Raw genomic sequence first — 26,809 nt, 5'->3', positions numbered from 1 at the left:
TCTGGCATCTATCTTCTCAAAGGAATACCTCGACGAGGAGGTATTCATATATTACTGGCTGTGTTTCGGCACGCTGTTGAGTTCTCAAAGAACACGCGCTCACCGGTTCCAGTCTCCGTTTCCGGAGGCTTTCTCTCGGGGCTTGTGTTGAAAGCTTAGCCAGTTCGTTTTCGCTTTGTCAAATCAGCCAGTTTGGTCAAACACTGTGGCTTCTTTGGCTCGGCGCAAACTCGCTTCGCATTCAGTTTTTTGCTTGGTTCAGAAGTTATCCGAGTGGCTTTCCCGGTGTCAAATCGGGGTCATTTTCAGATCCCGGACAGCACGTTAGGCCGTTCATTTACTTCTGGGGGTTTGACGCCGTGGAACTCTACTCGGCCCGATCCGCGGTGTCAACCGCTCGTTCCGTGGTCCCGCTTGCGACTTGGAGAAAGTTACTCACAGAGAGGATCAAAGTCAAATCGCCTGGTCAGCGGGCTGCTTGATCGGCACGGACGGCGAAGGAGCGGCCGGCTTGGCCCCGACCGGACGCGGTCGCAGCCACAGGGTGATGGAACGAAGTCCCTCCATCGCCCGCACGATCTGGTCCGGCGCGGCGGGCTGACGGGTCGCCACCGGCACCAGGTCGTAGCCCCAGACGCCGAACTCCTTGAGCACCGTCACCGGATCGTCACCGAAGTCCGCCGTCGCGGTCGCGGAGAACTCAAGGAACACGTGCGGCCTGTCGCGACGCAACAACCGGACGAGTCCCGCGAGAGCGCGATGTCCGCGTCCAGGCGTGTCGACCCGTACGACGGAAAGCTTCATGCCCTGCACCAAGGCGATCTCTTCGAGTGCCTTGTCCAGGCGCACCGCTTTCACGCGCGCGACCTCGTCGGGAGCGTCGGCGGCCAGCGGCGACACCGACACACCGCCGGTCAGCGTCGGGGACGCCGCCAGCTCCCCCGCGCTCTCCCATGCCGCGCCCTCGACCACGGTCATCCGGTCGGCGACGGCGGCGGGCAGGTTCGCCGAGACGTTGTGCCTCAGCAGAGCGGCTGCGGAAGCGTCCGGCTCCACCGCGACAACGGCGCCCATCAGTCCGAGCCGCGACAACACCCGAATCGAGTGGTAGCCGACGTACGCGCCGACGTCGAGGAAGATGCCGTCCGGTTCCAGCACGGAGTCGAGCAGTTCCGCGAGGTCCGGCTCCCACACGCCGTTGGACGACAACAGCGGGAGCATGAACGCGTCGTCGGAGGGCAGCCGCATCATGCCGGCGTCGCACAACACCAGCGACGAACGCACCGCAGGCGCGTCACCAGCGTTCTCGTGCTGGCGAACGACCACCCGCCGCAGCGCGTCAGCGGTCTGTTGTGCCTGGTGAGCAGTGCGAAGGGCGGCGCCCAGCCGTGAGTCGCGCTCGCGGAAGACCTCGACGACCTTGGACTCCAGGCCGTCGATCCGGTCCAGCGTCCGGTCGAGCGCCACGGTCAGCTTGTCGATCCGCTCGGCGAGCACCTCGTCCGACTTCGCGCGCCTGGCCGCCTCGGCTACGACCGCGTCCTCGACGTCGCGCTGCCGGCGGCCCTGACCGGCCATGTCCGCGCGCACCCGCACGACACCGTCGTCGACGCCGACCAACTGGTCGACGAAGTGCGACTGCCGTTGCGCGACCTGCTCGACCTCGGCGCGGAGCAGTTCCAGCTCACCGGCACCGACGCCGGCCTTCAGCGCGTCCTGCCGGTTGACCAGCTCGGACACCGTGCGCTCGACCCCGTCGATCAGGGTGTGCAGCACCTGGCGCATGTGGTTGTCGTAGTGGTCCAGCGCGCGCAGCACGACCTTGCGCAGCGCGGGTGCCATCGGCGTCCGGTGAGGGCCGTCCACGGTCGGCTGCCGCAGTAAGGCGTGCTTGGCCGACTGCAGCGCGAGCATCGGGTCGACCTCGGCCTTCTGCTTCGGCCTGCGGGCCCGCCATCCGCGGTACGCGTGCTCGACGCGTTCACGGAGAACTTCGGCGACTCGTGCGACCGATCGCACGGACAGCACGTGCTGACGTCCGGCCGCACCGAGCGCCGCAGCCGTGGGCAGGTCATCGGCCAACGAACGCAGCAGCTTCGCAGCAGCCTGCACGTCCGGTTCGGCGCCCTGGTGACACGGCACGAGAACGGCCGTCTTGCCGAACAGCTCGGCAACGGCGCCGTGGTCCGACGCGACGATCGGGACTCCCCGCACGGCGAGCTCGGCCAGGCGCAACGCGATCCGGTCGTCCGCCCCGCCGCGGTGCAGCGACACGACGGCATCGGCGGTCGCGGCCACGTCGAGGCCGTCCACCAGCGAGATCCGCTGGTCGGAGGACGTGGCCAGGCGCAGCCGCTCGGCCGCCTCCGGGTGTTCCAGCGCACCGGACACGGCGATCTTCAGCTCGACGTCCGTCCGGTCCGGGAACGCGGTCAGGAACGCGGACACAGCGCCCAGCACGTTGCCGGGCCTGTCGAGGCCGTGGTCCGCAATCGCCGCGAACACCACCACTTCGCCGGACTCGTGCTCACGCGCACCAACGTCGTGCACGGGCACAGGCACCACACGCACGATGGGCCCGCCGATGCGTTCGGCGGCGGCACGCGACGCCTCGGACGAGAGCCAGAGTTCGTTCACGCCCGTGCGGTCGTCCGCAGCGGTGGCGTCCAACGCGACGTCGACGACGAACCGTCCGGAGGGCACTTCATCGGCAGAAGAGGCGCGCACCACGACGGGGTATCCGGCGGCGGCCGACACCGGCAGCCCGGACGCACGCGCGGCGGCGAGCATCAGTTCGGCCAGCGGCCCTGAGCCGATGACGGACACACCGAGCTGGTCGAGCAGCGCCGGCCCCTCCGAGCGGGGCTGCGGCACGGCGGGCGCGGGCAACCGTCCGGAAGCGACGCCGACCCCGGCGCACCACTCGCGCCAGGCCTCCGCGTCCGCACCGAAGGGCGCCGGGAACTGCTGCTGCAGCGCGGTATCCGCACGCCACACGGCGTCGGCCCAGCGCGTGCCGCCACTCTCGGTCGGCTCGCACGCCCAGATGAGGAACCCACCACCACCGTCCTCACCGAACGCCGGCGGCGGTGTCAGTACGGAGGCCCGGTAGTCGGCGCGCAGCTCGGACGGGATCTGCGTCCCGTCGATCAGGGAGTCGAACCGGTACGGCACGGGCGCCACGGACCAGCCGTTGCGCACCAGTTCGCCGCGGTAGGACTGGCAGAGCTCGGCGACCTCCGTGTGTTCCGAGAGCAGCACACGGGGACGTTCGGCGAAATCGGCGGACAGCAACCAGGGCCGACGTGGGTCGAACCCGCGGAAATGCACCGTCAGCAGATCTTGGCCGACCACGGCCAGCGAACCGGACTCGGTGCGGTGCAACGGCCGGTCCGCGACGTTCCACACGGACAAACCGATCCGCGCGTCGCGCACGACGTGGTGCGGCACGATCGCCGGCATGTCCAAAGAGGTCAGGTAGGGCTCGGAACCCGGGCCGACGGCGATGAACCCGGGGTCGAAGGCACCCTGGTCGTGCAGGTCGGCGGGGCCGGGCTGCAGGCCGTCGGACGCCAACGGTCGTAACGTGCGCGGCAGCATCACGACCGGTGCGGTGCGCAACGCCTCCAGCACGACCTTCGTGAGCGACCCGAACACCTGCACCCACGGGTCGAGGTACAGCACGGGCATGCCCTGCGACAGCAACGCCTCCAGCAGCCGCGGCACCATCGCGGCCTTGAGGCCCGCGGCGTCCAGGGACGTCGCGAGCTCGTGCAGCTCGACCTCGGCGACGCCGATGTCCAGCGGCGTCATCAGTCCAGGCCCCGCGTGCTCCGGCTGCGCGTCGACGACCAGCGCGACGAACCGGCCCTCGGGGTGTTCCGCGAGGAACGAGCTGGACAGGACCTTGACCGCGGGCAGCTCCGCCGCCGTGGCGACGGTGCACGCGCAGATCGTCGGCTGGAACTCGGGTACCTCAGTCACGGAGAGCACGTATCTGCCTCACAGCATGGGGAGAAGTGTGCGCAACTCGTACGGGGTGACGCTACGACGGTACGCGTCCCACTCCGTCCTCTTGTTGCGCAGGAAGAAGTCGTAGACGTGCTCGCCCAGTGCCTCGGGCAGCAGCTCCGAGTTCTCCAGTTCGGTGAGCGCCTCGCCGAGGTTCTGCGGCAGGTTGGCGTACCCCGCCGCGCGCCGTTCGCGGTCGGTCAGCGACCACACGTCGTCCTCGGCGGGCGGCGGCAGTTCGTAGCCCTTCTCGATGCCCCGCAGGCCGGCGGCCAGGATCACCGAGTACGCCAGGTACGGGTTGCACGCGGAGTCCAGCGAACGGACCTCGACGCGGCGCGACGACGACTTGCCGGGCGAGTACATCGGCACACGGACCAGTGCGGAACGGTTCGCGTGACCCCAGCACACGGCCGTGGGGGCCTCACCGCCGACGATCAGGCGCTTGTACGAATTGACCCATTGGTTCGTGACACCGGAGATCTCGCGCGCGTGCTTGAGGATGCCCGCGACGAACTGCTTGCCGATGTCGGAGAGCTGGTACGGGTCTTCCTCGTCGTAGAAGGCGTTGCGGTCGCCCTCGAACAGCGAGAAGTGCGTGTGCATACCCGACCCCGGCTGGTCGGAGAACGGCTTGGGCATGAACGAGGCGCGCACGCCCTGCGTGATCGCGACCTCCTTCACCAGGTAGCGGAACGTCATGACGTTGTCCGCCATGGTCAGCGCGTCGGCGTAGCGCAGGTCGATCTCCTGCTGGCCGGGCGCGCCCTCGTGGTGGCTGAACTCGACCGAGATGCCCATCGCCTCGAGCGCCTCGATGGCGTGGCGGCGGAAGTGCGTCGCGGTCTCGTGCGAGGTCTGGTCGAAGAAGCCGCCGTTGTCCGCGGGCTCGGGCTCGCTCCCGTCGCCGGGCAGGCCCTTGAGCAGGAAGAACTCGATCTCGGGGTGGACGTAGCAGGTGAAACCGGCCTCGCTGGCCTTCGACAGCGTGCGGCGCAGCACGTGGCGCGGGTCGGCCCACGACGGGGAGCCGTCCGGCATGGTGATGTCGCAGTACATGCGTGCCGAGTAGTTGCTGCCGTCCGGCGTCTGCCAGGGCAGCACCTGGAACGTCGAGGGGTCCGGCTTCGCGACCATGTCCGACTCGTAGACGCGGGCGAAGCCCTCGATCGCCGACCCGTCGAACCCGATGCCCTCGCTGAAGGCACCTTCGAGTTCGGCCGGTGCGACAGCCACGGACTTCAAGAAGCCCAGGACGTCCGTGAACCAGAGCCGGACGAACCGGATGTCGCGTTCCTCTAGCGTGCGGAGCACGAACTCCTGCTGGCGGTCCATAGAGCGCAGCTTAAGGGCTCGGGAGACCTTACGATCAACGCATGTCGGCCCGTTGGTTGTTGGTTTGCGCACTCGCCCTGCTCACGAGCTGCACGTCCGGGGGAGATCTCCCCGATGGTGCGACCTTGCTCTCCAAGTCGGCCGAGTCGATGCGCTCGGTCAAGACCGTCCACTTCACCATCAAGGTCGACGGTGAGCTGCCGGACGTGCCGGTGAAGGAGGCCGACGGCGACCTCACCTCGGCCGGTGACTCGAAGGGCACCGCGAAGGTGACGTTCGGCGGGCAGCTGCTGTCCATCGAGTACGTGCTGACCGGCGGAAACCTGCACTTCAAGGGCCCGACCGGCGGGTTCACGAAGCTTCCGGCGGCGTTCGCGGGCCAGGTGTACGACCCCTCGGCCATCCTGAACCCGGACAAGGGCGTCGCGCAGGTCCTGGCCAGTGCCAGGGACGCGAAGACCAAGTCGTCCGGTGACGTGTCGGTGGTCGAGGCGACGGTGCCGAAGGACGTGGCGGCCGGGCTGGTGCCGGGCATCTCCGCGGACGTGAAGGCGACGTTCTCGATCGACAAGGACAACAAGCTCAAGAGCGCGCTGTTCGAGCTTCCCGGTGGTCAGAAGGTCGACATCGGCCTCACGGACTTCGACAAGCCCGTCACGGTCACGGCACCCGCGTAGATGAGAAAGGTAGCTCTCGCCGCGTCCGGCGCGGCCGTGCTCCTGGGGGCGCTCGACGCGTACGTCGTCGTCGGTGTCCTGACCGACATGGTGCGTGACCTGGGCATCGCGGTGAACGAGCTGGAACAGGCGACGCCGATCGTCACCGGGTACCTGCTCGGGTACGTGGCCGGCATGCCGTTGCTCGGGCAACTGTCGGACCGGCTCGGGCGGCGGTTCGTGCTGCAGGTCTCGCTGCTCGGGTTCCTGGTTGGCTCGGTGATCACGGCACTGGCGGCGGACGTGCCGTTGCTCGTGCTCGGGCGCGTCGTGCAGGGCCTGGCCGGTGGCGCGCTGCTGCCGGTGACGATGGCGCTGGTCGCGGACCTGTGGGAGGAGCGACGGCGGTCGGCCGCTCTGGGGACCGTCGGTGCGGCTCAGGAGTTGGGGTCTGTTCTCGGCACGCTGTACGGCATCGCGGTGGCCTCGCTGTTCAACGCGATGCCGTTGTTCGAGGCGTGGGAGCCGCAGAGCTGGCGGTGGATTTTCTGGGTGAACATCCCGTTGGCGATCATCGCGATGGTGGTCGTGCAACGGACCGTGCCGAACACACGGCGCGAGGTGCGCATCGACGTCGTGGGCGGGGTGTTGCTGGCAGCAGCGTTGTCGTTGCTGGTCGTGGCGCTCTACAACCCGACGCCCGCCGAGTCCGTGCTGCCGTCGTGGGGCTGGCCGACGCTCATCGCGGCGTTCGTCGTGCTGGGCGGCTTCTTCTTCTGGGAACGCCGTAGCGCTGTGCGGCTCATGGACCCTGATGGCGTGCAGTGGCGGCCGTTCTGGGCCGTGCTCGGGGTGTCGCTGGCCGCCGGTGCCGCGTTGATGGTGACGCTGGTCGACGTGGAGTTGTTCGCGCAGACCGTGCTGCGGCGCGACTCGGCGTCCGCGGCGACGCTGCTCGCCCGGTTCCTGATCGCGTTGCCGGTCGGCGCCGTCCTGGGCGGGTTCCTCGCGTCACGGCTCGGCGACCGCTGGGTGTCCTTCGGCGGGCTCGCGATGGCATCGGTGTCGTACGTGTTCATCGCGCAGTGGCCCGCTGACGTCAGTGGGCTCGTGCTCACGCGTGACCTGGCCATCGCCGGTTTCGGGCTGGGCCTGGTCATCGCGCCGTTGTCCGGTGCTGTGCTGCGTGTCGTACCTCCCGTCCGGCACGGTGTTGCGTCGGCGTTCGTCGTCGTCGCGCGCATGACGGGCATGCTCGTTGGTGTGGCGGCGTTGTCCGCGTGGGGACTCCACCGGTTCCGCGAGCTCACGGCAGGCCTGAACACACCGCTGCCGTTCGGCGTCGAACCCGCTGAGTTCCAGCGGCAGATGGCCGAGTACCAGCGCGGGCTCACCGAGGCGCTGCTCACCGAGTACCACGAGATCTTCCTGATCACGGCGGTGATCTGCGCGCTTGGAGCGCTGGGGTCGGTCCTCCTGCCCGGGAAGTCTCAGCAGACCGAGTCTGTTTCGGGCAACCTCAGGTCCACCAAGTAGTTCGTGCCCACGCCGTCCACGCAGCCGATGCCCGCGAGGAACGCCGTGTGCTGGTTTCCGTTGTATGTCAGCAAACGCGCTCCTAGTGCCTGCGCGAGGTCCACGCCGGACTGGTAGGGCGTCGCCGGGTCACCGGTCGTCGACACCACCAGCACCTGCGGCAGTCCGTCCACGTTGGGCGGATGCGGTTCCGACGTGTGCGGGGCCGGCCAGAACGCGCATGGGCCGAGCGCGGTCTCGTCGGTGGGGATCGTGTCGTTGCCCAGCAGTTCCAACAGCCTCCGACGGTTGGACTCCAGGGTGGCCCGGTCCTTGATCGGCGGTTCGTCGACGCAGCGGATGGCCACGAACGCGTCCTGGATGCGGCTGTAGGTGCCGTCCTGGGCGCGGCCGAGGTACTGGTCGGCGAGCTGCAGCAGGGTGTTGCCCTTGTTCTGCCGTAACTCCTGAAGACCCTTCAGAGCGGTCTCCCACAGCCGGTCCGTGTACATCGCCTGGATGATCGCGGTGTTCGCGTCCGAGTGGGACAGCTTGCGGTCACCGACCTGCAGCGGCGTCTTCTTGAGCGGCTCGATCATCTGCCGGAACTGGGACTCCGCCGCACTCGTGTCCCTGCCGATGGGACAGTCGCGTTGCGCGCACCAGCCGGCGAACCGCTCGAACGACTCCTCGAAGCCCTGCGCCTGGCGTGCCGACGCGGCCACCTTGTCGCTGTTGACCTCCACCGCGCCGTCGAGCACCATCGCGCGCACGTTGCGAGGGAACATCTCGGCGTACAACGTGCCGATGCGCGTGCCGTAGGAGTAGCCGAGGTAGGTCAGCTTGTTCTCCCGCAACGCGCCGCGCAGCACGTCGACGTCGCGTACGACGTCACGGGTGCCGACGTTGCGCAGCAGGTCGATGCCGCTGCGTTCGGTACAGCGGTCGACGAAGAACTTGTTCTCCTGCTCGGTCAGGTTCGCGCTCTCGCCCTTGGGCCGCAGCCGTTGCGCGTCACGTTCGGCATCGGTCAGGCACTGGACGCGGGGCTGGCTCGCCCCCACGCCGCGCGGGTCGAAACCCACCACGTCGAACCGCTTGCCGACCGGGTTGCCCGGCTGCATGTTCGCGACGTGCGACATGCCCGAACCTCCCGGACCGCCGGGGTTCACCACCAGAGAACCGACCCGCCGGTCCTTCTCCGCGGCAGGGCGGCGCAGCAGTCCGACAGTGATCGTCCCCGCGTCCGGATTCTCGTAGTTGAGCGGAACGTACAGCCGAGCGCACTGAATGCCCTCGCGCTCATACAGGCCCTTGCTCTTCGCGTCGGTCGCGTAGGGCTGGCACGCACCCCACGCCAGCGTCTGCTCGTAGAAGCGCGCCAGGCCCTTGCGCGCGGCGACGGGTGAGCCGTCGATGCGCGCGTAGGACGTGGACGTGCCGAGCAGAACGATCAAGGCGAACAAGGCTGCGGTGACTCGGGATCGCCTCTTCGTCATTAGGCGCACCGGGTTCCGTCAGCGGGCAGCGTCTGGTCGATCAGGTACTTCACGCCGGCGCCGTCCACGCACTGGTCGCCCTGCAGGAAGACCGTGTGCTGGACACCCTCGTAGGTGAGCAGCCGCGAGTTGAGCGCTTTGGCCAGGTTCACGCCCGCCTCATAGGGCGTGGCCGGGTCGCCGGTCGTGGAGATGACCAGCAGCGGCGGGATGCCTTCTGCCTTGGGCGGGCCCGCGGGCGCGGTGACCGGTGCCGGCCAGAACGCGCACGAGTCGAGGGCCGCGCCGGCCGGGTTGCCGTCGTCGAGGAACGGTGCCGCCTCCTTGTACTTCTTCTGGGTCTCGAGCAGCGCGTTCTTGTCCGTCAGCCGTGCGTCGTCAACGCAGTGCACCGCGTTGAACGCGTCCGTGATGGTCGAGTACTCGCCCTGATCGTCGCGGTCGAAGTACGCGTCGGCGAGGCGCAGCAGCGTGGTGCCCTTGCCGCTCTTCAGCTCCTGGAGGCCGTTGAGCAGGAGGGGCCACAGCTGTTCCGAGTACATCGCCTGGATCGCGGCGGTGATGGCGTCGTTGTAGGACAGCTTGCGGTCACCGACGTCGACCGGCTTCTGGATCAACGGGGTGGTGAGCTGCCGGAAGCTCAGGTTCGCATCGTCTCCGAGGGGGCACTCCTTCTTCTCTCGGCACCACTTCACGAACTCGTCGAACGCCTTCTGGAAGCCGGCCGCCTGTGCGACCAGCGACGCGAGCTGGTCCTGGGTCGGGTCGACGGCACCGTCGAGGATGAGCGCGCGCACGTTCTGGGGGAAGGTCTCGGCGTATTCAGTGCCTATGCGGGTGCCGTACGAGTACCCGACGTAGCTCAGCTTCGCGTCGCCGAGCGCAGAGCGGAGGACATCCATGTCCTTAACTACGTCCCGCGTGCCCAAATTGGCGAGCATTGCCGCCCCGAATTTTGTACCGGCGGCACACTTCTCGGCATATGTCCTGTTCTCTTGCTCCGTTTGGGCGATTCCGGCCGGACTTGTGTCGATGTCGAGGTCCAGACGCTCCGCGTCGCGCTCCGGTCCGGTGAGGCAACTGACCGCCGGCTCGCTCGCGCCGATGCCCCTCGGGTCGAATCCGATGAGGTCGAACTTCGCCGCGAGTTCGGTCTTGCGGTAGGCCGGGATCATGCCCGCGGCCGACGCCATGCCGGACGCGCCGGGCCCGCCGGGGTTGGTCAGCAACGAGCCGATCTTCTGCCCGGTGGCCTTGTACCGGAGCACGCCGATGGTGATCGTGTCGCCGGTCGGCTTGCTGTAGTCGAGGGGAACCCTCAGGCGGGTGCACTCGACGTCGCGCCTCTTGCCGTACGCGTCGCGGCTCGACCCCGTCGTGGCGTACGGCTCGCAGTTCTCCCAGGCGAGCTGCTGGCCGTAGAACTCCTCCAACCCGGCCGGAACGACGCCCGCCGGACCGACCTTCTCGAAGGTCACGCCCGGTTTGGCGGTCCCTTCGATGATCGACGTGCAGGACGCGAGCAGCGGAATGACGAGCAACACGCTCAAGAGACGGACCACAGCCCGATGGTATGGGAGATGATGAGGGCATGCCGCAGCTTCGGATCGCGCTGGCCCAGGTCAACGCCACTGTTGGTGATCTCCAGGGCAACGCTTCGCTGGTCGTGGAGTGGACGCGCAAGGCCCGGGAGGGCGGCGCGCACCTCGCCGTGTTCCCCGAGATGGTGCTGACCGGCTACCCGGTCGAGGACCTGGCGATCCGCACGTCGTTCGCGCGGGCGTCCGCGGAGGCGCTGGAGGCGCTGGCCAGCTCCCTGGAGGCCTCGGGCCTCGGTGACATCGCCGCCGTCGTCGGCTACCTGGAGCACGACTCCGTCGGCCCGCGCAACGCCGTCGCTGTGCTGCACGGCGGACGCGTCGTCGCGCGGCAGTGCAAGCACCATCTGCCGAACTACGGCGTGTTCGACGAGCGCCGCTACTTCAAGCCGGGTTCGTCGCTGGACATCGTGCGGATCAACGGCGTCGAGGTCGGCATGGTGATCTGCGAGGACCTGTGGCAGGACGGCGGCCCGATCACCGCTCTCGGTGACGCCGGCGTCGACCTCGTGGTCTCGCCCAACGCCTCGCCGTACGAGCGCAACAAGGACGACCAGCGGCTGCCCCTGGTCGCGCGCCGTGCCGCCGAAGCCCACGCGCCCCTCGCCTACTGCAACCTGGTCGGCGGCCAGGACGAGCTGGTGTTCGACGGCGACTCGCTCGTCGTCTCCGCCGACGGCCAGCTGGTCGGGCGGGCGCCGCAGTTCGTCGAGCACCTGATGTTCGTCGACTTCGAGGTGCCGGGCGACCGCGAGTACGAGCAGGGCCAGATCGGCGACTTCTACGTGCGCCGTGTGTTCCTCTCCGACGCGATCCCGGCATACGAGCCGTTGCCCGCGCCCCGCGTGTTCGAACCGCTGGCCGATGAGGCAGAGGTGTGGCACGCGCTGGTGACCGGTCTGCGCGACTACGTGCACAAGAACGGCTTCCGGACCGTAGTGCTCGGTCTGTCCGGTGGCATCGACTCGGCCGTGGTGGCTTCGCTGGCCGTGGACGCTCTCGGTGCCGACGCGGTCTACGGCGTCTCGATGCCGTCCTCCTACTCGTCCGAACACTCACGTTCGGACGCCTCCGACATGGCCGTGCGGACCGGCCTGCACTTCACCACCGAGCCGATCGGCGAGATGGTGTCGACGTACGTCTCGCAGCTGGAGCTGACCGGCCTGGCCGAGGAGAACATCCAGGCCCGATGCCGCGGCATGCTGCTGATGGCGCTGTCGAACCAGCACGGTCACCTGGTGCTCGCGACGGGCAACAAGTCCGAGCTCGCGGTCGGCTACTCGACCATCTACGGCGACGCGGTCGGCGGCTACGCCCCGATCAAGGACGTGCTGAAGACCCTGGTCTGGGACCTCGCCCGGTGGCGCAACGCCGAAGCCGAGAAGCGCGGCGAGACCCCGCCGATCCCGGAGAACTCGATCTCCAAGCCGCCGTCGGCCGAACTGCGGCCCGGCCAGGTCGACTCCGACTCGCTGCCGGACTACGAGGTGCTCGACCGCCTGCTGGACGACTACGTCCACTGCGACCGCGGGTACGACGACCTGCTGGCCGCCGGGCACGAGCCGGCGCTCGTGGACCGCGTGCTGCGGATGGTCGACAAGGCCGAGTACAAGCGCCGTCAGTACCCGCCGGGCACCAAGATCTCCAACAAGGCGTTCGGGCGGGACCGGCGGCTGCCGATCACGAACGGATGGCGCGAGGGCTGAACTCAGGAGTAGAGCCTGCTCCACCGCGCGAACACAGGGCGCCCAGATACGTTTCTCCACATGAAACGGATCTGGGCGTCGCTGCTCTATCTGGCGACCGGTCTGCTGACGGCCATCGCGGCGTGGCTCGCCATCGGCGTCCTGCTGCTGTCCGTGGTCGTGTTGCCGTTGCTGCCGATCACCGCACCCTGGATCCGGCGGATCGTAGACTTCGACCGGCGAAGGCTGGCGCGCTTCACCGGCGTCGAGATTCCGTCGCCGCCACCGCTCGACGGGCCGTGGCTGCACCGGGCGCAGCGGGTGCTGACCGATCCGGACAGCCGCCGGGACGGGATGTGGGTGCTGCTGCACGCCCTGTTCGGCACGTTGTCCGGGTCGGTCGCGATCGGCATCGCGGGGGCGCTCGTCCAGCAGCCCGTCGCCTTGTTCCTCTGGTGGACGGTTCCCGGCGGGATGGCGAACTCGTTCGGCGTCCACGTCGACTCGTGGGCGAAGGCGCTGCTGAGCGTGCCGATCGCGATCGTGCTGGCCCTGATCCTCACGCAGTTCCCGAGGCTCGCGGACCTCGACGCGACGTGGGCGCGGAAGTTGCTGGCGCCACCGAAGGCCTCGCTGGAGAAGCGGCTGGCCGAGGTCGTGGCTACCAGGGCGGCGGCGTTGCAGGCGCACGGCGCCGAACTGCGGCGCATCGAGCGGAACCTGCACGACGGCACGCAGAACAAGCTGGTCGGCGTGGTCATGATGCTCGGCATCGCCGAGCGGACGCTCCAGCAGAACCCGGACAACGCGCTGCAGGCGTTGCTGCGTGCCCAGGACGCGGCCGGGGACGCGTTGGAGGAACTTCGCAACGTCGTGCGCAGCATTCACCCGCCGGTGCTGGAAGATCTGGGACTGGACGGGGCCATCCAGGCTCTGGCCGCCCGGTGCCCGGTGCCCTGCGTGCTCTCGGCCGAACACCTCGGGCGGTTGCCCGCGGCGGTGGAGGCGGCGGCCTACTTCGCGGTGGCCGAGGCGCTCACCAACGTGGCCAAGCACAGCGGCGCGAAGCGGGCGTGGGTCAGCCTCAACATCATCAACGATCAGCTCACCGTCATCGTTCACGACGACGGCAAGGGCGGCGCCGACGAGAAGCAGGGGACAGGGTTGGACGGGATTCGCGGCAGGGTGGCGGCGTTGGACGGCAACGCGGACGTGAGCAGTCCCGAGGGCGGGCCGACCGTGCTCACCGTCGTGCTGCCGGCAGGAAGGTGAACCCGTGCGCATCGTGATCGCCGAAGACGACGCGCTGCTCCGCGAGGGGCTGACGTTGTTGTTGCGCAACGAAGGCCTCGACGTGGCAGCGGCCACGGACAACGCCGACGACTTCCTGAAAGCCGTGGCCGAACACGAGCCGGACATCGCCGTGGTCGACGTGCGGATGCCACCGACGTTCACGGACGAAGGCCTGCGAGCGGCTGTAGAGGCGCGACGGCGGCACCCGAAGCTGGCCGTGCTGGTCCTGTCCGCGTGGGTCGAGCAGAGCTACGCGCACGAACTGCTCGCCGGCTCCGGCGGCGGCGTCGGCTACCTGCTCAAGGAACGCGTCGGCAAGGTCGCGGACTTCCTCGACTCGCTGCACCGCGTCGCGAACGGCGGCACGGCGCTCGACCCCGAGGTGGTGTCGCAGCTGCTCGTGCGGCGCAGAGCGGACGACGCGCTCGGTGTGCTGTCACCGCGTGAGCGCGAGGTCCTCGGGCTGATGGCGGAAGGGCTGTCGAACGCCGCTATCGGCGAGAAGCTCGTCATCAGCGCCGGAGCCGTACACAAGCACATCGGCAACGTCTTTCTGAAGCTCGGCCTCAACAGTGAGGACGGGTCGGGCGACAGGCGCGTTCAGGCTGTTCTCGCGTACCTGGATCACTGAGGACGAACAAAGGGAAACAGCACGGTCTGCCGGATCGACGTGCCGGTCAGCATCATCAGCAGCCGGTCGACGCCCATGCCGAGCCCGCCGGTCGGTGGCATGCCGTGCTCCAGCGCCCGCAGGAAGTCCTCGTCCAGTTCCATCGCCTCGACGTCACCGGACGCGGCCTTCAGCGACTGCGCCTCCAGCCGTCGCCTCTGCTCCAGCGGGTCGGTCAGCTCCGAGTAGGCCGTGCCGATCTCCGCGCCGAACGCCACCAGGTCCCACCGTTCGGCCAGCCGCGGGTCGAGGCGGTGCTGGCGGGTCAGCGGCGACACCGACGTCGGGAAGTCGATGTAGAAGGTCGGGCCGGCGGTCGAGGCCTCCACGAACGTGTCGTAGGCCTCCTGCACGAGCTGGCCGTGGTCCCAGTCCTCGTTGATCTCCACGCCCCGCGCCCCCAGGAGCCCCCTTAGTTCGGAGACGGACGTGTCCGGCGTGATCGACGCGTCCAAAGCCCCGGAAACGGCCGTGTAGACCGGAATCACCGGCCACTCCCCCGAGATGTCGAACGAGCCCTCGGGCCGCACAGCGATCTCCGAGCCGAACGCCTCGCGTGCCGCGTGCTGGATCAGCGTGCGCACCAGGTCGAGCATGACCCGGTAGTCCGCATAGGACTGGTAGGCCTCCAGCATCGTGAACTCGGGGTTGTGGGTGGCGTCCGCGCCCTCGTTGCGGAAGTTGCGGTTCAGTTCGAACACCCGGTCCACGCCCGCGACGCAGAGCCGTTTCAGGTACAGCTCCGGCGCGATCCGCAGGTACATCCGCATGTCGTAGGCGTTGATGTGGGTGACGAACGGCCGTGCGTTCGCGCCGCCGTGCACCGCCTGCAGCATCGGCGTCTCGACTTCGAGGTACTCCTGGGCGTGCAGGAACTCGCGCACGCTGCGGATGACGTCGCTGCGCAGCTTCAGCAGGTGCGCCGAGTCCTGGTTCACGACCAGGTCGAGGTAGCGCTGGCGGACGCGGGCCTCCGGGTCGGTGAAGCCCTTCCGCTTGTCCGGCAACGGATGCAGGCACTTCGCGGTCATCGTCCACGACGACGCCAGCACCGAGATCTCGCCGTGGTCGGACTTGACCACCTGGCCCGTGACGCCGACGTGGTCGCCGAGGTCGATGTCCGACTTCCACGACGCCAGGGCCTCGCCCAGCGAGTCGACGGTGAGCATCAGCTGAATCTCGCCGCTGAAGTCCCGGACCCGCGCGAAGCAGAGCTTGCCCATCTCCCGCAACGCCACCACGCGCCCGGTGACCGAGACCTCCTCGCCGAAGCGTTCGCGGGCCCCGGCGAGGAGTTCGGTGCGCGCGAACCCGACGGGGTACGGGTCGACGCCCTGCGAGACCAGCCGTTCGACCTTCGCGATCCGCACCCGGACCTGCTCCGGCCTGCGCACGGACTTCGGTTCGACCCGGATCGCGTCGATCTCGGCGACACGAGCCGCGAAGTCGTCGCTGACGTCCGCCTTCTGCAACGCCCGCTTGCGCAACGACCGCAGCGACGGCACGAAGCCCTCGGCGACACCGGCGGCGATGCTGACCCGCGGCAACGACCGGGAACGCTGGTAGCAAAGGAACCTCGGCTCCCACTCCGGCAGGTACTTGGCGTTCGACCGGTACAGCGACTCCAGCTGGAAGAACCGCGACGCGAGCGACAGCACCCGCCGCCACGCCCGCAGCACCGGGCCGGCGCCGATCTTCTCGCCCTCCTCGAACACCGCGCGGAACATCGCGAAGTTCAGCGAGATCCGTTGCACACCAAGGTGTCCGGCGGCGGCCGCGAGCGCGGCGACCATGTACTCGTTGAGGCCGTTCTCCGCCGCACGGTCGCGGCGCATCAGGTCGAGCGACACGCCCCGGCGGCCCCACGGCACGAACGACAGCAAGCCTCGCAACGCACCCGACGCGTCGTAGGCCTCCACCATCACGCACCGGCCGTCGCTCGGATCTCCCAGGCGCCCCAGCGCCATCGAGAAACCGCGCTCGGTCTCGGCGCCGCGCCAGGCCTCCGCCAGGTCCAGGATGGACGCCATCTCGTCCGGCGCGATCTCGCTGTGCCGGCGGACGCGGGTGGTGTACCCGGCGCGTTCGACGCGCGACACCGCCTGGCGCAGCCCGCGCCGTTCCGGACCGGCGAGGACGAACCGGCGGACGTCCAGAACCGCCTCGTCGCCGATCTCCAGCGCCTTGAGCCCGGCGCCGGCGTAGACCTGCGCACCTCGTTCGGACGCGCCGAGCACGCCCGGCGTCCAGCCGTACGTGCGTGCCTCGGACAGCCACGCCCGCACGGCCTCGGGCCAGTGCTCCTCGTCGCCGATCGGGTCGGCCGAGGCCAGCGTCACGCCGCCGATCACCCGGTACGTCAGGGCCGCCCGGCCGGACGCCGCGAACACGACGCTCTTGTCGCGCCTGGTCGCGAAGTACCCCAGTGAGTCGGGCTCGCCGTCGGCCGCGAGCAGCCGGCGCACGTCGAGCTCCTGGTCGCCGGTGATCATGCTCTGGCTGCGGACGCCGCGGAAGAACAGGTACATCGCCCGGATCGCGACGAGCACGCCGAACAGGCTCAGCACCACGCTCAGCCACTGCGGGCCCTCGGGGATGTCGAGCCGGCCAAGGCGGACCACCTCGCCCGTCGCCTGGTTGGCCGCCCACGCGAGCTTGTCGGTCTGCGCGACCAGTTCGCCGGGGAAGATCTCGGTGAGGCCCCAGCCGGCCGCGATCAGCGCGATCATGCCCAGCACGAACGACGCGAGCGCCCGCCGCCACGCGCCGCGGGCCAGCCGGGCGGGGAACGCCTCGCGCACCACGAACAGGAGCGCCACGAACAGTGCCGAGGTCGTGGCGCCGACGCCGAGGAACACCCACTGCGGTTCCTCGCCCGCATCCAGGATTTCTTCAGGCGCCAGGGCCAGGATGACCATGATGAAGCCGACCAGCACCAGGCCCATGACCTGGAACAGCAGCAGCGTCCACAGCGCCGCTCGCTTGTGCCTGCGCAGGGCGGCGCCGAGCACGAAGAACACCATGGCGATGAACAGGTTGCCGTCGATCGGCAGACCGAAGAAGTACCCGACGCCGTCGGCGAGGCCGGTGAACCAGCCGTCCTCCGGCAGAATCACCCTGAGCAGCGACAACACCCCGGCCAGCTGCACGATCGTCGCGATCGTGCCCGCGGTCTTCCACTTCCACGCCGGTGCCACTACCACTCCCGAGGTCAGCCGATGACCGTCATGATCCCGTCTTCGGCCGGAAGGGTGCATGTCGCCACGTCCGGGCGTGTCGAGGCACCCGTCGTGGTGCTCAGTTCGGGCCTGGGCGGGGCGTGGTTCGACTGGGACCGGACCGTGCGGCTGCTGGCACCCCACGCCAGGGTGATCGTGTTCGACCGGCCGGGGCTGGGGCTGAGCGGCCCTGCCCGGCGCGGGCCGTCGCTGGCACGGGAGGTGGCGGTGCTCGACGCGGTGCTGCGCGGGGTGCCGCGGGCGGTCCTGGTCGGGCACTCGATGGCGTCGATGCACGTCGAGGCCTACGCGCGGCTGCGGCCGCACCGGGTCGGCGGCATGGTCCTGCTGGATCCGGACGCCGAGACGCCGGGCTCGGGAGCCCCGTTCGACATGTCGGCGGTGATCGCGCAGGGCGTGCGGGCCATCGGCAGCCGCTGGCTCGGCGCCCGGATCACCCAGCGGTACGGGCACTCGTTCCGCAACCTGCTGACCGCCGTCTCCACGCTCGGCGTGACCGATCCGGCACCCTCTGACCTGGTCGAACTCGTCTACCGGCGCCCTGGTGTCGGGCGCGCGGTGCTGTGGGAGCTCGCGTCGTACCCCGGCCAGGTGGCGACGCTCGAACGGCTGCGGAAGCGCCGTCCGTTGCCGCGTGTGCCCTGGCTGGTGCTCACGGCCGGCCGGAAGGTGTGGCCGGAGCACCGGTCGTTGGCCGCTCTCGTGCCGTGGGGACGCAACGTGCCGGTGCCCGGAAGTAGGCACATGATTCAGATGGATCGGCCGGACGCCGTGGTCATGGCCGTCCGAGAGGCGCTTCGGGGACTACCCGAGGAGTGATTCGTGTGACGGTAGCCGCATCTGCGTTCCGTTTCTCGCCAACGGTGCCACTCTGGTGTTCGGCAACCGTGCACCCAGCGCCCGGGGACCCACACACGTGGGCCTCGAGGAAAGGAACGGTCAACGATGACCAATGCCGAAGTTTCCGCGCCCTACGGCTCCGGAGCGGGCCAGAAGCCCCCGGCCAAGCGCGTTCGCGTTCACCACCTGCGTGAGATGAAGGAACGCGGCGAGCCGTGGCCCATGCTCACCTCGTACGACACCTTCACCGCCTCGATCTTCGACGAGGCCGGCATCCCCGTCCTGCTGGTCGGCGACTCGGCCTCGAACACCGTCTACGGCAACGACACCTCGCTGCCGGTCACCGTGGACGAGCTCGTACCGCTCGTGCGCGCGGTGACGCGTTCGGTCAAGCGCTCTCTCGTAGTCGCCGACCTGCCGTTCGGCTCCTACCAGGTGTCGGTGGAGCAGGCCGTGGCGACGGCGGTCCGGTTCATGAAGGAAGGCCAGGCGCACGCGGTCAAGCTGGAGGGCGGCGCCTACTTCGCACCGCACATCCGCGCGATCACGGCCGCGGGCATCCCGGTCATGGCGCACATCGGCTTCACCCCGCAGTCCGAGCACCAGCTGGGCGGTTACCGCGTGCAGGGCCGGCACGACAACCACGATGTCGTGGTCCAGGACGCGATCGCGGTGCAGGAGGCGGGCGCGTTCGCGGTCGTGCTGGAGATGGTGACCGCCGAGGTCGCGAAGCAGATCACGCACGACCTCGTCATCCCGACCGTGGGCATCGGTGCCGGTCCGGACACCGACGCCCAGGTGCTGGTGTGGCAGGACATGATGGGCCTGAACCGCGGCAAGGCACCCCGGTTCGTCAAGCGCTACGCGGACATCGGCAACATCATGCTGGGCGCCGCCGCGGAGTTCGCCAACGAGGTGCGCGGACAGCAGTTCCCCGGCCCCGAGCACACCTTCCACTGATCGCCTGCCTCTAGCGGGTCCAGACCTCCGGGTCTGGACCCGCCGGCACGATCCCGCTCGGATTGATGTCGTGGTGCGTCACGTAGTAGTGGCGCTTGATGTGGTCCCAGTTCACGGTGTCGCCGAACTGCGCGTAGAGGCGTTTCGCGTACGCCCACAGGTTCGGCATCTCGGTGAGCTTGTTGCGGTTGGTCTTGAAATGGCCGTGGTAGACCGCGTCGAACCTGACCAGCGTGGTCCAGAGCCTGATGTCGGCCTCGGTGAGCTGCTCGCCGACCAGGTACGTGTGGGTGGCGAGGTGGGCCTCGATGCGGTCGAGTTCCGTGAACAGATTCGTGTAGGCCTGCTCGTAGGCCTCCTGTGACGTGGCGAAACCGGCCTTGTAGACGCCGTTGTTGACGTTGTGGAAGATCGGCTCGATCCAGGCGTCGATCTCCGCGCGCAGGTGTTCCGGGTAGAGCGTGCTCTCCGGGCGCCAGCGGAGGCTGAAGTCCAGGGTGATCTGCGGGTAGTCGTTGGTGACGACCTTCTTCGTGGTCGTGTCGACCAGCGCGGGGACGGTGACCCGGCCTTCGTAGTCCGGGTCGGCGTTGTCGTAGGCCTGCTTGAGGTAGTCGATGCCCAGGACCGGGTCCGTCTCGGCGAAACGCCAGCCCTTCTCGTCGCGGATCGGGTCGACGACCGCCAGGGAGATGGCGTCCTCGAGGCCGAGGAGCTTGCGGACGATGACCGCGCGGTGCGCCCACGGGCAGGCGAGGCTGACCACGAGCCGGTAGCGGCCCGGCTCGGGCTCCGGCCGTGCGGTGAAGCGGTTCGGCTGCCTGACGAACGCCCCCGTGGTGGAGGTCTCCTGTGAGAACTGCGCCATGTGCTCGACGATAGGCCCATGTACCCGGAGATCGAGCCCCACGCGTCAGGCCACCTGGAAACCGGTGACGGCAACCTCGTGTACTGGGAGGAGTGCGGCAACCCGTCCGGCAAGCCCGTGGTCTTCCTGCACGGCGGTCCCGGCGGCGGCTGCTCGCCGTCGCACCGGCGCCTGTTCGACCCGTCCGCCTACCGGATCGTCCTGTTCGACCAGCGCGGTTGCGGGCGTTCGCTGCCGCACGCCTCCGTGTCCGGCGATCTGTCGCTGAACACGACCTGGCACCTCGTGGCCGACATGGAGCAGCTGCGCGCGTCGCTGGGGATCGACCGCTGGCAGGTCTTCGGCGGCTCCTGGGGCTCGACGCTGGCGCTGGCGTACGCGGAGACGCATCCGTCGCGCGTGTCGGAGCTGGTGCTACGCGGCATCTTCACGCTGCGTTCGTCCGAAGTGGACTGGTACTACCGCGGCGGGACGGCGAACCTCTTCCCCGACCTGTGGGAGAAGTTCATGGCGCCGCTGGCCGGTCTGTCCGGCGATCCCGTCGACCTGTACGCGAAGCTGCTGGCTTCCGAGGACCCCGAGGTGCATGGGCCCGCCGCCGTCGCGTGGAGCACGTGGGAGGGCGCGACGGTGACGCTGCTGCCCCGGCCCGAGCTGGTGGCGCAGTTCGCCGTGCCGGAGTACGCGCTGGCGTTCGCGCGGATCGAGAACCACTACTTCGTGAATCGCGGATGGTTCGAGGAAGGGCAGCTGATCCGGGACGCGGTGCGGCTCAAGGACATTCCCGGTGTGATCGTGCAGGGCCGCTACGACGTGGCGACTCCGGCCGTGTCGGCGTGGGACCTGCACAAGGCCTGGCCCGAGTCGGAACTGGTGCTGGTGCCGGATGCCGGGCACGCGTACGACGAGCCCGGCATCCTCGCGGCCCTGCTGGCGGCGACGGATCGGTTCCGCGGCTAACGCAGGCCGTTCCACTTCGCGCTGGACGTCGTGCAGGTCGCGACCGTCACCTGCGCGGTGAGGCACTTGTTGGTGCCGACGTTGCGGAACTGGAAGGAGGTGCCCGACGCGACGCGGCGCCACCGCTGTTTGCCGCTCGTGGTGCAGGCCTGGCCGAGCACGTCACCTGACGCGGTGGCGGCCAGGCACTTGCCGGTGGCAATGTTGCGCGGCCAGTCGACGCCTCCGCTGATCGGGACGATCCAGCGCTGCTCGCTGGAGAGTTCGTTGCACAGCTTCAGCACGACGTTGCTGCCCGTGTCGGCGAGGCAGCGGTGGCTGCCGGCGAGCTGGTAGACGACGACGGGTTCGGCACTGGCCGGGATGGCGGTGAGCGTGACGGTGACAGCGGCTGTCGCGATGATCGCGGCTAGTTTCCCCATGGACGAGAATCCTGGCAGGGCCGGGGGTTCCGCGAAACCACCCACGGTTGTCAACCCTGGCCGTAGTCCAGTGCCCTCTGGAGAGCGGGCTTTGCTTCGACGAGCGAAGGCCCGTACCAGGTCAGGTGTCTCCCGTTGACGAGCGCGTAGGGCAGGCCGGGGAAGCTCTCCGGGCCGTCCTCGTGGGTGAACACGTACGGCTCGTCCGGCAGGATCACCAGGTCTGGGCGCTTGTCGTTGAGCTCGTCGAGGCTCGGACGCGGGTAGCGCTCGTCGTGCGTCGCGTAGACGTTCTCGATTCCCAGGCGCCGCAACACATCGGTGGCGAAGGTATCGCGGCCGACGACCACCCACGGGCGGCGCCAGACCGGGATCAACGCGGTCAGCTTCGCCGGTTTCGTGTCGCGCCACAGCCCTTCGGCTTCGGTCAGCCACTCGGGTAGGAGGTCCCAGCCGAGCGCGAAGAGCCTTCTGAGCGACCCCAGCGCCATCGGCACCGTCTTCGGCGCCTCGGTCACCCAGACGTGGATGCCGTTGGCGCGCAACCGGTCCACGTCCTCGGCGCGGTTCTCCTCCGAGTTCGCGATCACGAGATCGGGCTGTAGGGCCAGGACCTTGTCGACGTCCGGGTACTTCGACCCACCGACGCGTGCGACGTCGAGATCGGCCGGGTGCGTGCAGTAGTCCGTTGCCCCGGCAAGAGATCCGGGCACGCTCACCGCGACGGCCTCGGTGATCGACGGCACCAGGCTGACCACGCGTCGCGGCTGGTCGAGCGGGACCGGTTCACCGAGGTCGTCGACGGGAAGCATCAGACTCCCGTGATCTTCAGGCCGGCGTGCGTCTTGTACCGGCGGTTGACCGCGATGAGGTTCGCGGTGAACGCCTCGACCTGGTGGGCGTTGCGCAGCCGGCCGCCGTAGACGCCGCGGAAGCCGGGCACGAGCTCGGCCAGTTCCCGGACGGTGTCGGTGGCCTCGCGGTCGTCGCCCAGCACCAGGACGTCCATGTCCACTTCGGACACGGTCAGGTCGGCGAGCAGCACGGCGGACACGTGGTGGAACGCGGCGGTGACCTTCGACTCCGGCAGGAGGATCTCGGCCTGCTGCGCCGCGCTGCCCTCGGCGACCGGCAGCGCGAACGGGCCCTGCTTGTCGAAGCCGAGGGGGTTCACGCAGTCGATGACGATCTTCCCGGCGAGCTGGTCGCGCAGACTGGCGAGCAGGTCGCCGTGCCCGTCCCACGGCACCGCGACGAGCACGACGTCGGAGTCGGCGGCGCAGTCGGAGTTGTCCGCGCCCCGGACGTCGCCGCCCGCGATCTCGACGATCTCCTTGGCCGCCAGGTCGGCCCGGTCGGCGCTGCGGGAGCCGATGATCACCTTGAGGCCCGCCTTGGCCCAGCGGATGGCGAGGCCCTTGCCCTGGGCTCCGGTACCACCCAGGACGCCGACGGTGAGGTCACGAATGTCTGTCACCCCTGCATCTTCACACGATCCGCCGGATGCGGGCTGCCCAACGTGACCTTGGGCTCTCAGCGCACGGCCTCGAAGCGCACGCGCCGTTCGACCGGGTCAGCCTCGGCCAGGCGCACGCGAATCGATTCACCTTCCGGCAACCGCTTCCCGGAGCACTTGGCGAGGATCGGCGGCGCGGACACGAACACCTCGGCCTCGTTGTCACCGGACCGCAGCACCACGGCGTCGAACTCCCGCCCGACGCGTCCGGCCAGCACCCACGCCTCGACCTGGTCCAGCGACGCCCGCTCCACCTTCGAGGCGAGGGAGTCGGACGACCCCATCAGCGACGGCAACTGCGGCAGGGCCTCGGCCAGCCACGACGGCAGCTCCTGCCCGGCCGTGACCGCCAGGCACACCTCGGTGGCGAAACGGTCGACCAGGCGGCGCAATGGTGCGGTGACGTGGGTGTACGGGGCCGCGACACCCGCGTGCGTCACGAGTTCGGGGACGGACCCGTTGAACGCCGAGTAGCCCGCACCGCGGAGCAGTCGCGTGGCGTCCGTGAACAGTGCCAATGCTTCTGGCGTCGAGGCGTCCAGACCGGCCAGGAACGCACCCGGCGACAGGTCCGCGGGCCACGCCACCTTCAGGGCCGCCGCGGACTTCCGCAGCGAGGCCACGGCAGCGGCATCCGGGTCGGGCAGCGTGCGCAGGACGCCCACGCGGGCCTCCAGCATGATCGACGCGGCGGCCATGCCGGTCATCAGCGAGATCTCCGCGTTCCAGGAGTCCACCTCGGCACGTGGCCTGGTGACCAGCTGCCAGCCCTCACCGTCGGACTCGATCTCCTGCTCGGGCAGCTGCAGCTCGATCGCGCCGCGCTCACGGGCCAGTGCCCGCCGCAACGGCCCGAACTCGGCCAGCGCCGCCACCGACGGGTGCGGATCGCCCGCGTCGAACGACTTCTGCACCGACTCGTAGTCGAACTGGGCCGTCGACCGCACCATCGCCCGCCGGACCTCGACGGCCGTGGGAACGCCATCGGCGCCACACGTGAACGTCCACAGCACAGCGGGGCGCACGACACCGGGCAGCAGCGACGCCGCCCCCTCGGAGAGCACGGTCGGGTGCAGCGGCACGTTGCCGTCAGGCAGGTAGAGGGTCTGGCCGCGACGCCGGACCTCCAGATCCAGCGGACCGCCGGGCGTCACGAACAGGCCCAGGTCGGCGATCGCGTAGTGCACGACGAAGCCGTCGCCGGACTTCAGGACGCAGAGCGCCTGGTCCAGGTCCTTGGCGCCGGGCGGGTCGATCGTCACCAGGGGCAGCGAGGTGAGGTCGGGCCGGTCTCCCGGGGAACGGGAGACCGCCGTCTCTGCCTCGGCGAGCACGGCCGCGTCGAAGGAAGAGGGCAGACCGAACTCGGTGCGAATGCCGTCGAAGGACACGTCCGCACGACCCGTGCGGATCACCAGGGAAGCCACCCGCACAGAGTAAGGACCGATGAATCAGTCCTCGTCGTCGCCGCGCCACTTCTTGTCGGACTCGTCGGCTGCCTTGGTCCGTTCGCGGGCGATCTCCAGGGCGCGGGCCGCGGTGGCCTCGTCCGGGTACGGGCCCATCCGGTCCGGGCCCTTGCAGCCCTTGCCCTGCTCCACCGTCTGGTGGGTCAGGCAGAAGTACCAACCGCTGCTGTCACTCATACGCGTTCGCCTCCCAAAGGCGCCGGGAATCCGCGCGGCGGCGTGGACTGGTTGGCGTTGGCGTACTCCGCCGGGATCGGGTCCAAACACGAGACCAGCACCGTGCGGTCCTCGGCGTTCTCGATCCTACGTCCGGAACGGTCGCGGTAGACGAGAGAGCCGTCGGAGTCGATCTCCATGATGGCGCCGACCTCGGCCAGCTGTTCCTCGTCGAGGTCGGCGAGCTTCTCGTAACGGGACGGCACCACCCGGTACACCGGCCACTTCAGGTGGCCGTAGGTGCGGTGGAAGTCCGCCAGCAGGTGCACGAGGTGCTGCTGGAACGGCAACGGCATGGCCTCGGCCAGAGCCCGTGGGATCACCACGTAGTCGGCAGAGACTCCCGGTCCTCCGGCCGCCACGTAGTCACGCACTGGTGCGCTCGACGCGGGCGGTCCGGAAGGCCTCGGGATGGGGTCGTGGTTGAACATGGAGCGCCTCCCCGCGATCTACACGCCCGGCCGGACGGCCAGCGGCATCAGCTCGTAATAGTCCCAGTTGAGCTTGCTGATCTTCACGACATCACCCGTCTGGGGGGCATGGATGTACTCGTCGCCACCGAGGTACATGGCCACGTGGTGCACCGTCCTGGGGTTCGACGTGTCCGTCGCCCAGAAGATCAGGTCGCCTGCCTGGGCGTCGCGCACCGGGAGGTGGGCGCCGCCCTTCTCGTACTGGTCGTTCGCGACGCGCGGGATGCTGACACCGGCCGCGCCGAACGCCTTCACCAGGATGCCGGAGCAGTCCCACGCGTCCGGGCCGTTGCCGCCCCACAGGTACGGCTCGCCCAGCTGTTCCCTGGTGAACCCGATCGCGACGCCCGCCGCGTTCGACGCCAGCAGGAACTCCCCCGCGCCCGAGCCGCAGCCCGCCGGGTCGGTGATCGCGCCCAGTTCGCCGAGCAGGAACGCCGCCATGGACTCCCAGTTGTGGTACCGGTCCGGGTACGCCGACCGCTCCACCGCCTGTGCCGAGTCACCGGGTCGCTTGTTCTCCCAGTCCGGCACCTTGAGCAGCACGTCGTAGAACTTGTTGATCGCGTACGTCGGGTCGATCACCTCGGCCTCGGTGCCCCAGCCCATCGACGGACGCATCTGGAAGATGCCGAGCGAGTCGCGGTCGCCGTAGTCCAGCGGGCGCAGGCCCGACTCGGTCATGCCGGCCTGGATCGCGATCTGCCACGCGAGCGGGGGCAGCTTGCGCTCCTGGCCGATGGAGATGATGCGCGCGACGATGTTGCGCTGCTGTTCGTTGAGGCGCGACGCGTCGTGGCGGCCCTTGTCGCCGCCGCCCGCGTCCCACGGGCCGATGGCGGCGTTGCAGCTCATGCGCATGAGGTTTGCGCCGGCCGCGGGGTTGGTGGAGTTGCTGACGACCTGCGACACGCCTGACGTCGCGACCGCGATCACTACGATCATCGCCAGTGCCCCGACCACCAACATCACGCGCATGGCTCAGTCCACCTTCGTGTAGCTGGTCACACGCCAGGACCCGTCCGGCGCCTTGACCAGCGTGATCTGCACCTTGCCCTGGTCAGTGGGGATCGCGTAGTCGATCGACGACGTCGTCGACTTCACCGCCGTCACCTTCCCGGTGATCTTGTCCGGCACGTTCCGCGGGTCGATCGTGGCCATCTGCGCCAGGAACTCGGGGGTGGTGTAGTCCTCGAGCTGCTTGAGCCACTTGTTGACGTCGTTGTCCGGCGGTGGCTTGATCCAGGTCTCCGCCCACAGTTCGGCGATCAGCCCCGCGTCGGCCGGGGGCGGTGCCGCCTTCGCCGAGTTGGACGGCGACGGCGCCTTGGTCGGCAGCGAGGTGCCACTCGACGGCAGCTGGCCGACCTGGGTGCCCTGCGACGACGTCGACGGCTGACCGGCGGCGGACGGATCGGCGGGCTTGCGGTCGAGGACCCTCGGGATGATCACGCCGAGCGCGACGACGAGCATCACGAAGATGACGATCGAGGCGGCCAGGTGACGCGGGGAACGCAGCGGCCAGCCCCACAGCCTGCGGTAGACCGCGGCACGGCCGCGGTTGGTACGGATCGGCACCTACGC

22 protein-coding genes are annotated in these 26,809 nt (G+C 69.1%); 8 read left to right on the top strand and 14 right to left on the bottom strand.

From position 1 onward, the window contains the following. Positions 1-453: 453 nt before the first annotated feature. Positions 454-3,984 (bottom strand): FkbM family methyltransferase, encoded by a 3,531-nt coding sequence (locus IG04_RS0134955; RefSeq protein WP_144065629.1) that lies wholly within the window; start codon positions 3,982-3,984, stop codon positions 454-456. Between the two features lie 18 nt (positions 3,985-4,002). After that, positions 4,003-5,346: a type I glutamate--ammonia ligase gene (gene glnA / locus IG04_RS0134950; RefSeq protein ID WP_030481022.1), complete on the bottom strand. Its 1,344-nt coding sequence runs from the start codon at positions 5,344-5,346 to the stop codon at positions 4,003-4,005. Positions 5,347-5,387: 41 nt separating this feature from the next. Between glnA and IG04_RS46845 the strand changes: the two genes are divergently transcribed. Further along, entirely contained in the window at positions 5,388-6,023 is a 636-nt protein-coding gene (locus tag IG04_RS46845; RefSeq protein ID WP_030481021.1) for an LppX_LprAFG lipoprotein, read from the top strand. Then, positions 6,024-7,538: an MFS transporter gene (locus IG04_RS0134940; protein WP_030481020.1), complete on the top strand. Its 1,515-nt coding sequence runs from the start codon at positions 6,024-6,026 to the stop codon at positions 7,536-7,538. On the opposite strand, the gene IG04_RS0134935 is transcribed toward IG04_RS0134940, so the two are convergent. Beyond that, positions 7,493-8,974: an alpha/beta hydrolase gene (locus IG04_RS0134935; protein WP_245816646.1), complete on the bottom strand. Its 1,482-nt coding sequence runs from the start codon at positions 8,972-8,974 to the stop codon at positions 7,493-7,495. The two genes, IG04_RS0134940 and IG04_RS0134935, sit on opposite strands and share 46 nt — an antisense overlap. A 41-nt stretch (positions 8,975-9,015) precedes the next feature. After that, positions 9,016-10,578, bottom strand: a complete 1,563-nt coding sequence (locus IG04_RS0134930) for an alpha/beta hydrolase (RefSeq protein WP_084402052.1) — start codon at positions 10,576-10,578, stop codon at positions 9,016-9,018. Between the two features lie 29 nt (positions 10,579-10,607). On the opposite strand from IG04_RS0134930, the gene IG04_RS0134925 reads away from it, so the two are divergent. From IG04_RS0134925 to IG04_RS0134915, 3 genes are read left to right on the top strand one after another with little or no spacing between them, the layout of a single operon-like run. Beyond that, positions 10,608-12,320 carry an NAD+ synthase gene (locus IG04_RS0134925; RefSeq protein WP_030481017.1) on the top strand — a complete coding sequence of 571 codons (1,713 nt, stop codon included), beginning with the start codon at positions 10,608-10,610 and terminating at the stop codon, positions 12,318-12,320. Between the two features lie 60 nt (positions 12,321-12,380). Continuing rightward, positions 12,381-13,571 carry a sensor histidine kinase gene (locus IG04_RS0134920; RefSeq protein ID WP_030481016.1) on the top strand — a complete coding sequence of 397 codons (1,191 nt, stop codon included), beginning with the start codon at positions 12,381-12,383 and terminating at the stop codon, positions 13,569-13,571. A gap of 4 nt (positions 13,572-13,575) precedes the next feature. Then, complete coding sequence (locus IG04_RS0134915; protein ID WP_030481015.1) at positions 13,576-14,223, top strand: response regulator; 648 nt, start codon at positions 13,576-13,578, stop codon at positions 14,221-14,223. On the opposite strand, the gene lysX is transcribed toward IG04_RS0134915, so the two are convergent. Further along, positions 14,217-17,519 (bottom strand): bifunctional lysylphosphatidylglycerol synthetase/lysine--tRNA ligase LysX, encoded by a 3,303-nt coding sequence (gene lysX / locus IG04_RS0134910; RefSeq protein ID WP_084402053.1) that lies wholly within the window; start codon positions 17,517-17,519, stop codon positions 14,217-14,219. The genes IG04_RS0134915 and lysX overlap by 7 nt on opposite strands. Here lysX and IG04_RS0134905 point away from each other — a divergent pair. Next, the gene (locus tag IG04_RS0134905) at positions 17,481-18,320 is read left to right on the top strand and encodes an alpha/beta fold hydrolase (RefSeq protein ID WP_084402054.1); all 840 of its coding nucleotides are present in this window, start codon (positions 17,481-17,483) and stop codon (positions 18,318-18,320) included. The genes lysX and IG04_RS0134905 overlap by 39 nt on opposite strands. Before the next feature lie 126 nt (positions 18,321-18,446). Continuing rightward, the gene (gene panB, locus IG04_RS0134900) at positions 18,447-19,301 is read left to right on the top strand and encodes a 3-methyl-2-oxobutanoate hydroxymethyltransferase (RefSeq protein ID WP_030481012.1); all 855 of its coding nucleotides are present in this window, start codon (positions 18,447-18,449) and stop codon (positions 19,299-19,301) included. Between the two features lie 10 nt (positions 19,302-19,311). Here panB and IG04_RS0134895 read toward each other — a convergent pair whose 3' ends face one another. Beyond that, positions 19,312-20,169, bottom strand: a complete 858-nt coding sequence (locus IG04_RS0134895) for a glutathione S-transferase family protein (RefSeq protein ID WP_030481011.1) — start codon at positions 20,167-20,169, stop codon at positions 19,312-19,314. A gap of 18 nt (positions 20,170-20,187) precedes the next feature. Between IG04_RS0134895 and pip the strand changes: the two genes are divergently transcribed. Beyond that, complete coding sequence (gene pip, locus IG04_RS0134890; RefSeq protein ID WP_030481010.1) at positions 20,188-21,129, top strand: prolyl aminopeptidase; 942 nt, start codon at positions 20,188-20,190, stop codon at positions 21,127-21,129. Here the strand turns inward: pip and IG04_RS0134885 are convergent. The 8 genes from IG04_RS0134885 to IG04_RS0134850 are packed head-to-tail and all read right to left on the bottom strand — an operon-like array spanning position 21,126 to position 26,803. Then, positions 21,126-21,551, bottom strand: a complete 426-nt coding sequence (locus IG04_RS0134885) for an RICIN domain-containing protein (RefSeq protein ID WP_030481009.1) — start codon at positions 21,549-21,551, stop codon at positions 21,126-21,128. The two genes, pip and IG04_RS0134885, sit on opposite strands and share 4 nt — an antisense overlap. Positions 21,552-21,601: 50 nt before the next feature. Next, the gene (locus IG04_RS0134880; RefSeq protein WP_030481008.1) at positions 21,602-22,363 is read right to left on the bottom strand and encodes a helical backbone metal receptor; all 762 of its coding nucleotides are present in this window, start codon (positions 22,361-22,363) and stop codon (positions 21,602-21,604) included. Further along, a complete protein-coding gene (npdG, locus tag IG04_RS0134875; RefSeq protein ID WP_030481007.1) occupies positions 22,363-23,028 on the bottom strand; it encodes an NADPH-dependent F420 reductase in 666 nt (221 codons plus the stop codon). Before npdG ends, IG04_RS0134880 begins: the two co-directional genes overlap by 1 nt. Positions 23,029-23,084: 56 nt before the next feature. Continuing rightward, complete coding sequence (locus tag IG04_RS0134870; protein WP_144065630.1) at positions 23,085-24,494, bottom strand: RNB domain-containing ribonuclease; 1,410 nt, start codon at positions 24,492-24,494, stop codon at positions 23,085-23,087. Positions 24,495-24,518: 24 nt separating this feature from the next. Then, positions 24,519-24,713 carry a hypothetical protein gene (locus IG04_RS0134865; RefSeq protein ID WP_030481005.1) on the bottom strand — a complete coding sequence of 65 codons (195 nt, stop codon included), beginning with the start codon at positions 24,711-24,713 and terminating at the stop codon, positions 24,519-24,521. Further along, on the bottom strand, positions 24,710-25,183 hold the full coding sequence (locus IG04_RS0134860; RefSeq protein ID WP_030481004.1) for a hypothetical protein: 474 nt from the start codon (positions 25,181-25,183) through the stop codon (positions 24,710-24,712). Before IG04_RS0134860 ends, IG04_RS0134865 begins: the two co-directional genes overlap by 4 nt. 18 nt (positions 25,184-25,201) lie before the next feature. Beyond that, complete coding sequence (locus IG04_RS0134855; protein WP_030481003.1) at positions 25,202-26,203, bottom strand: C40 family peptidase; 1,002 nt, start codon at positions 26,201-26,203, stop codon at positions 25,202-25,204. 3 nt (positions 26,204-26,206) lie between these two features. Next, complete coding sequence (locus IG04_RS0134850; protein WP_030481002.1) at positions 26,207-26,803, bottom strand: hypothetical protein; 597 nt, start codon at positions 26,801-26,803, stop codon at positions 26,207-26,209. Positions 26,804-26,809 lie beyond the last annotated feature (6 nt).

The organism is Lentzea albidocapillata, assembly GCF_000719115.1.
Taxonomy (GTDB): Bacteria; Actinomycetota; Actinomycetes; order Mycobacteriales; family Pseudonocardiaceae; genus Lentzea; species Lentzea albidocapillata.
Note: the sequence above shows the minus strand (reverse complement) of the source record. Positions and strands in the feature narration are given on the sequence as shown.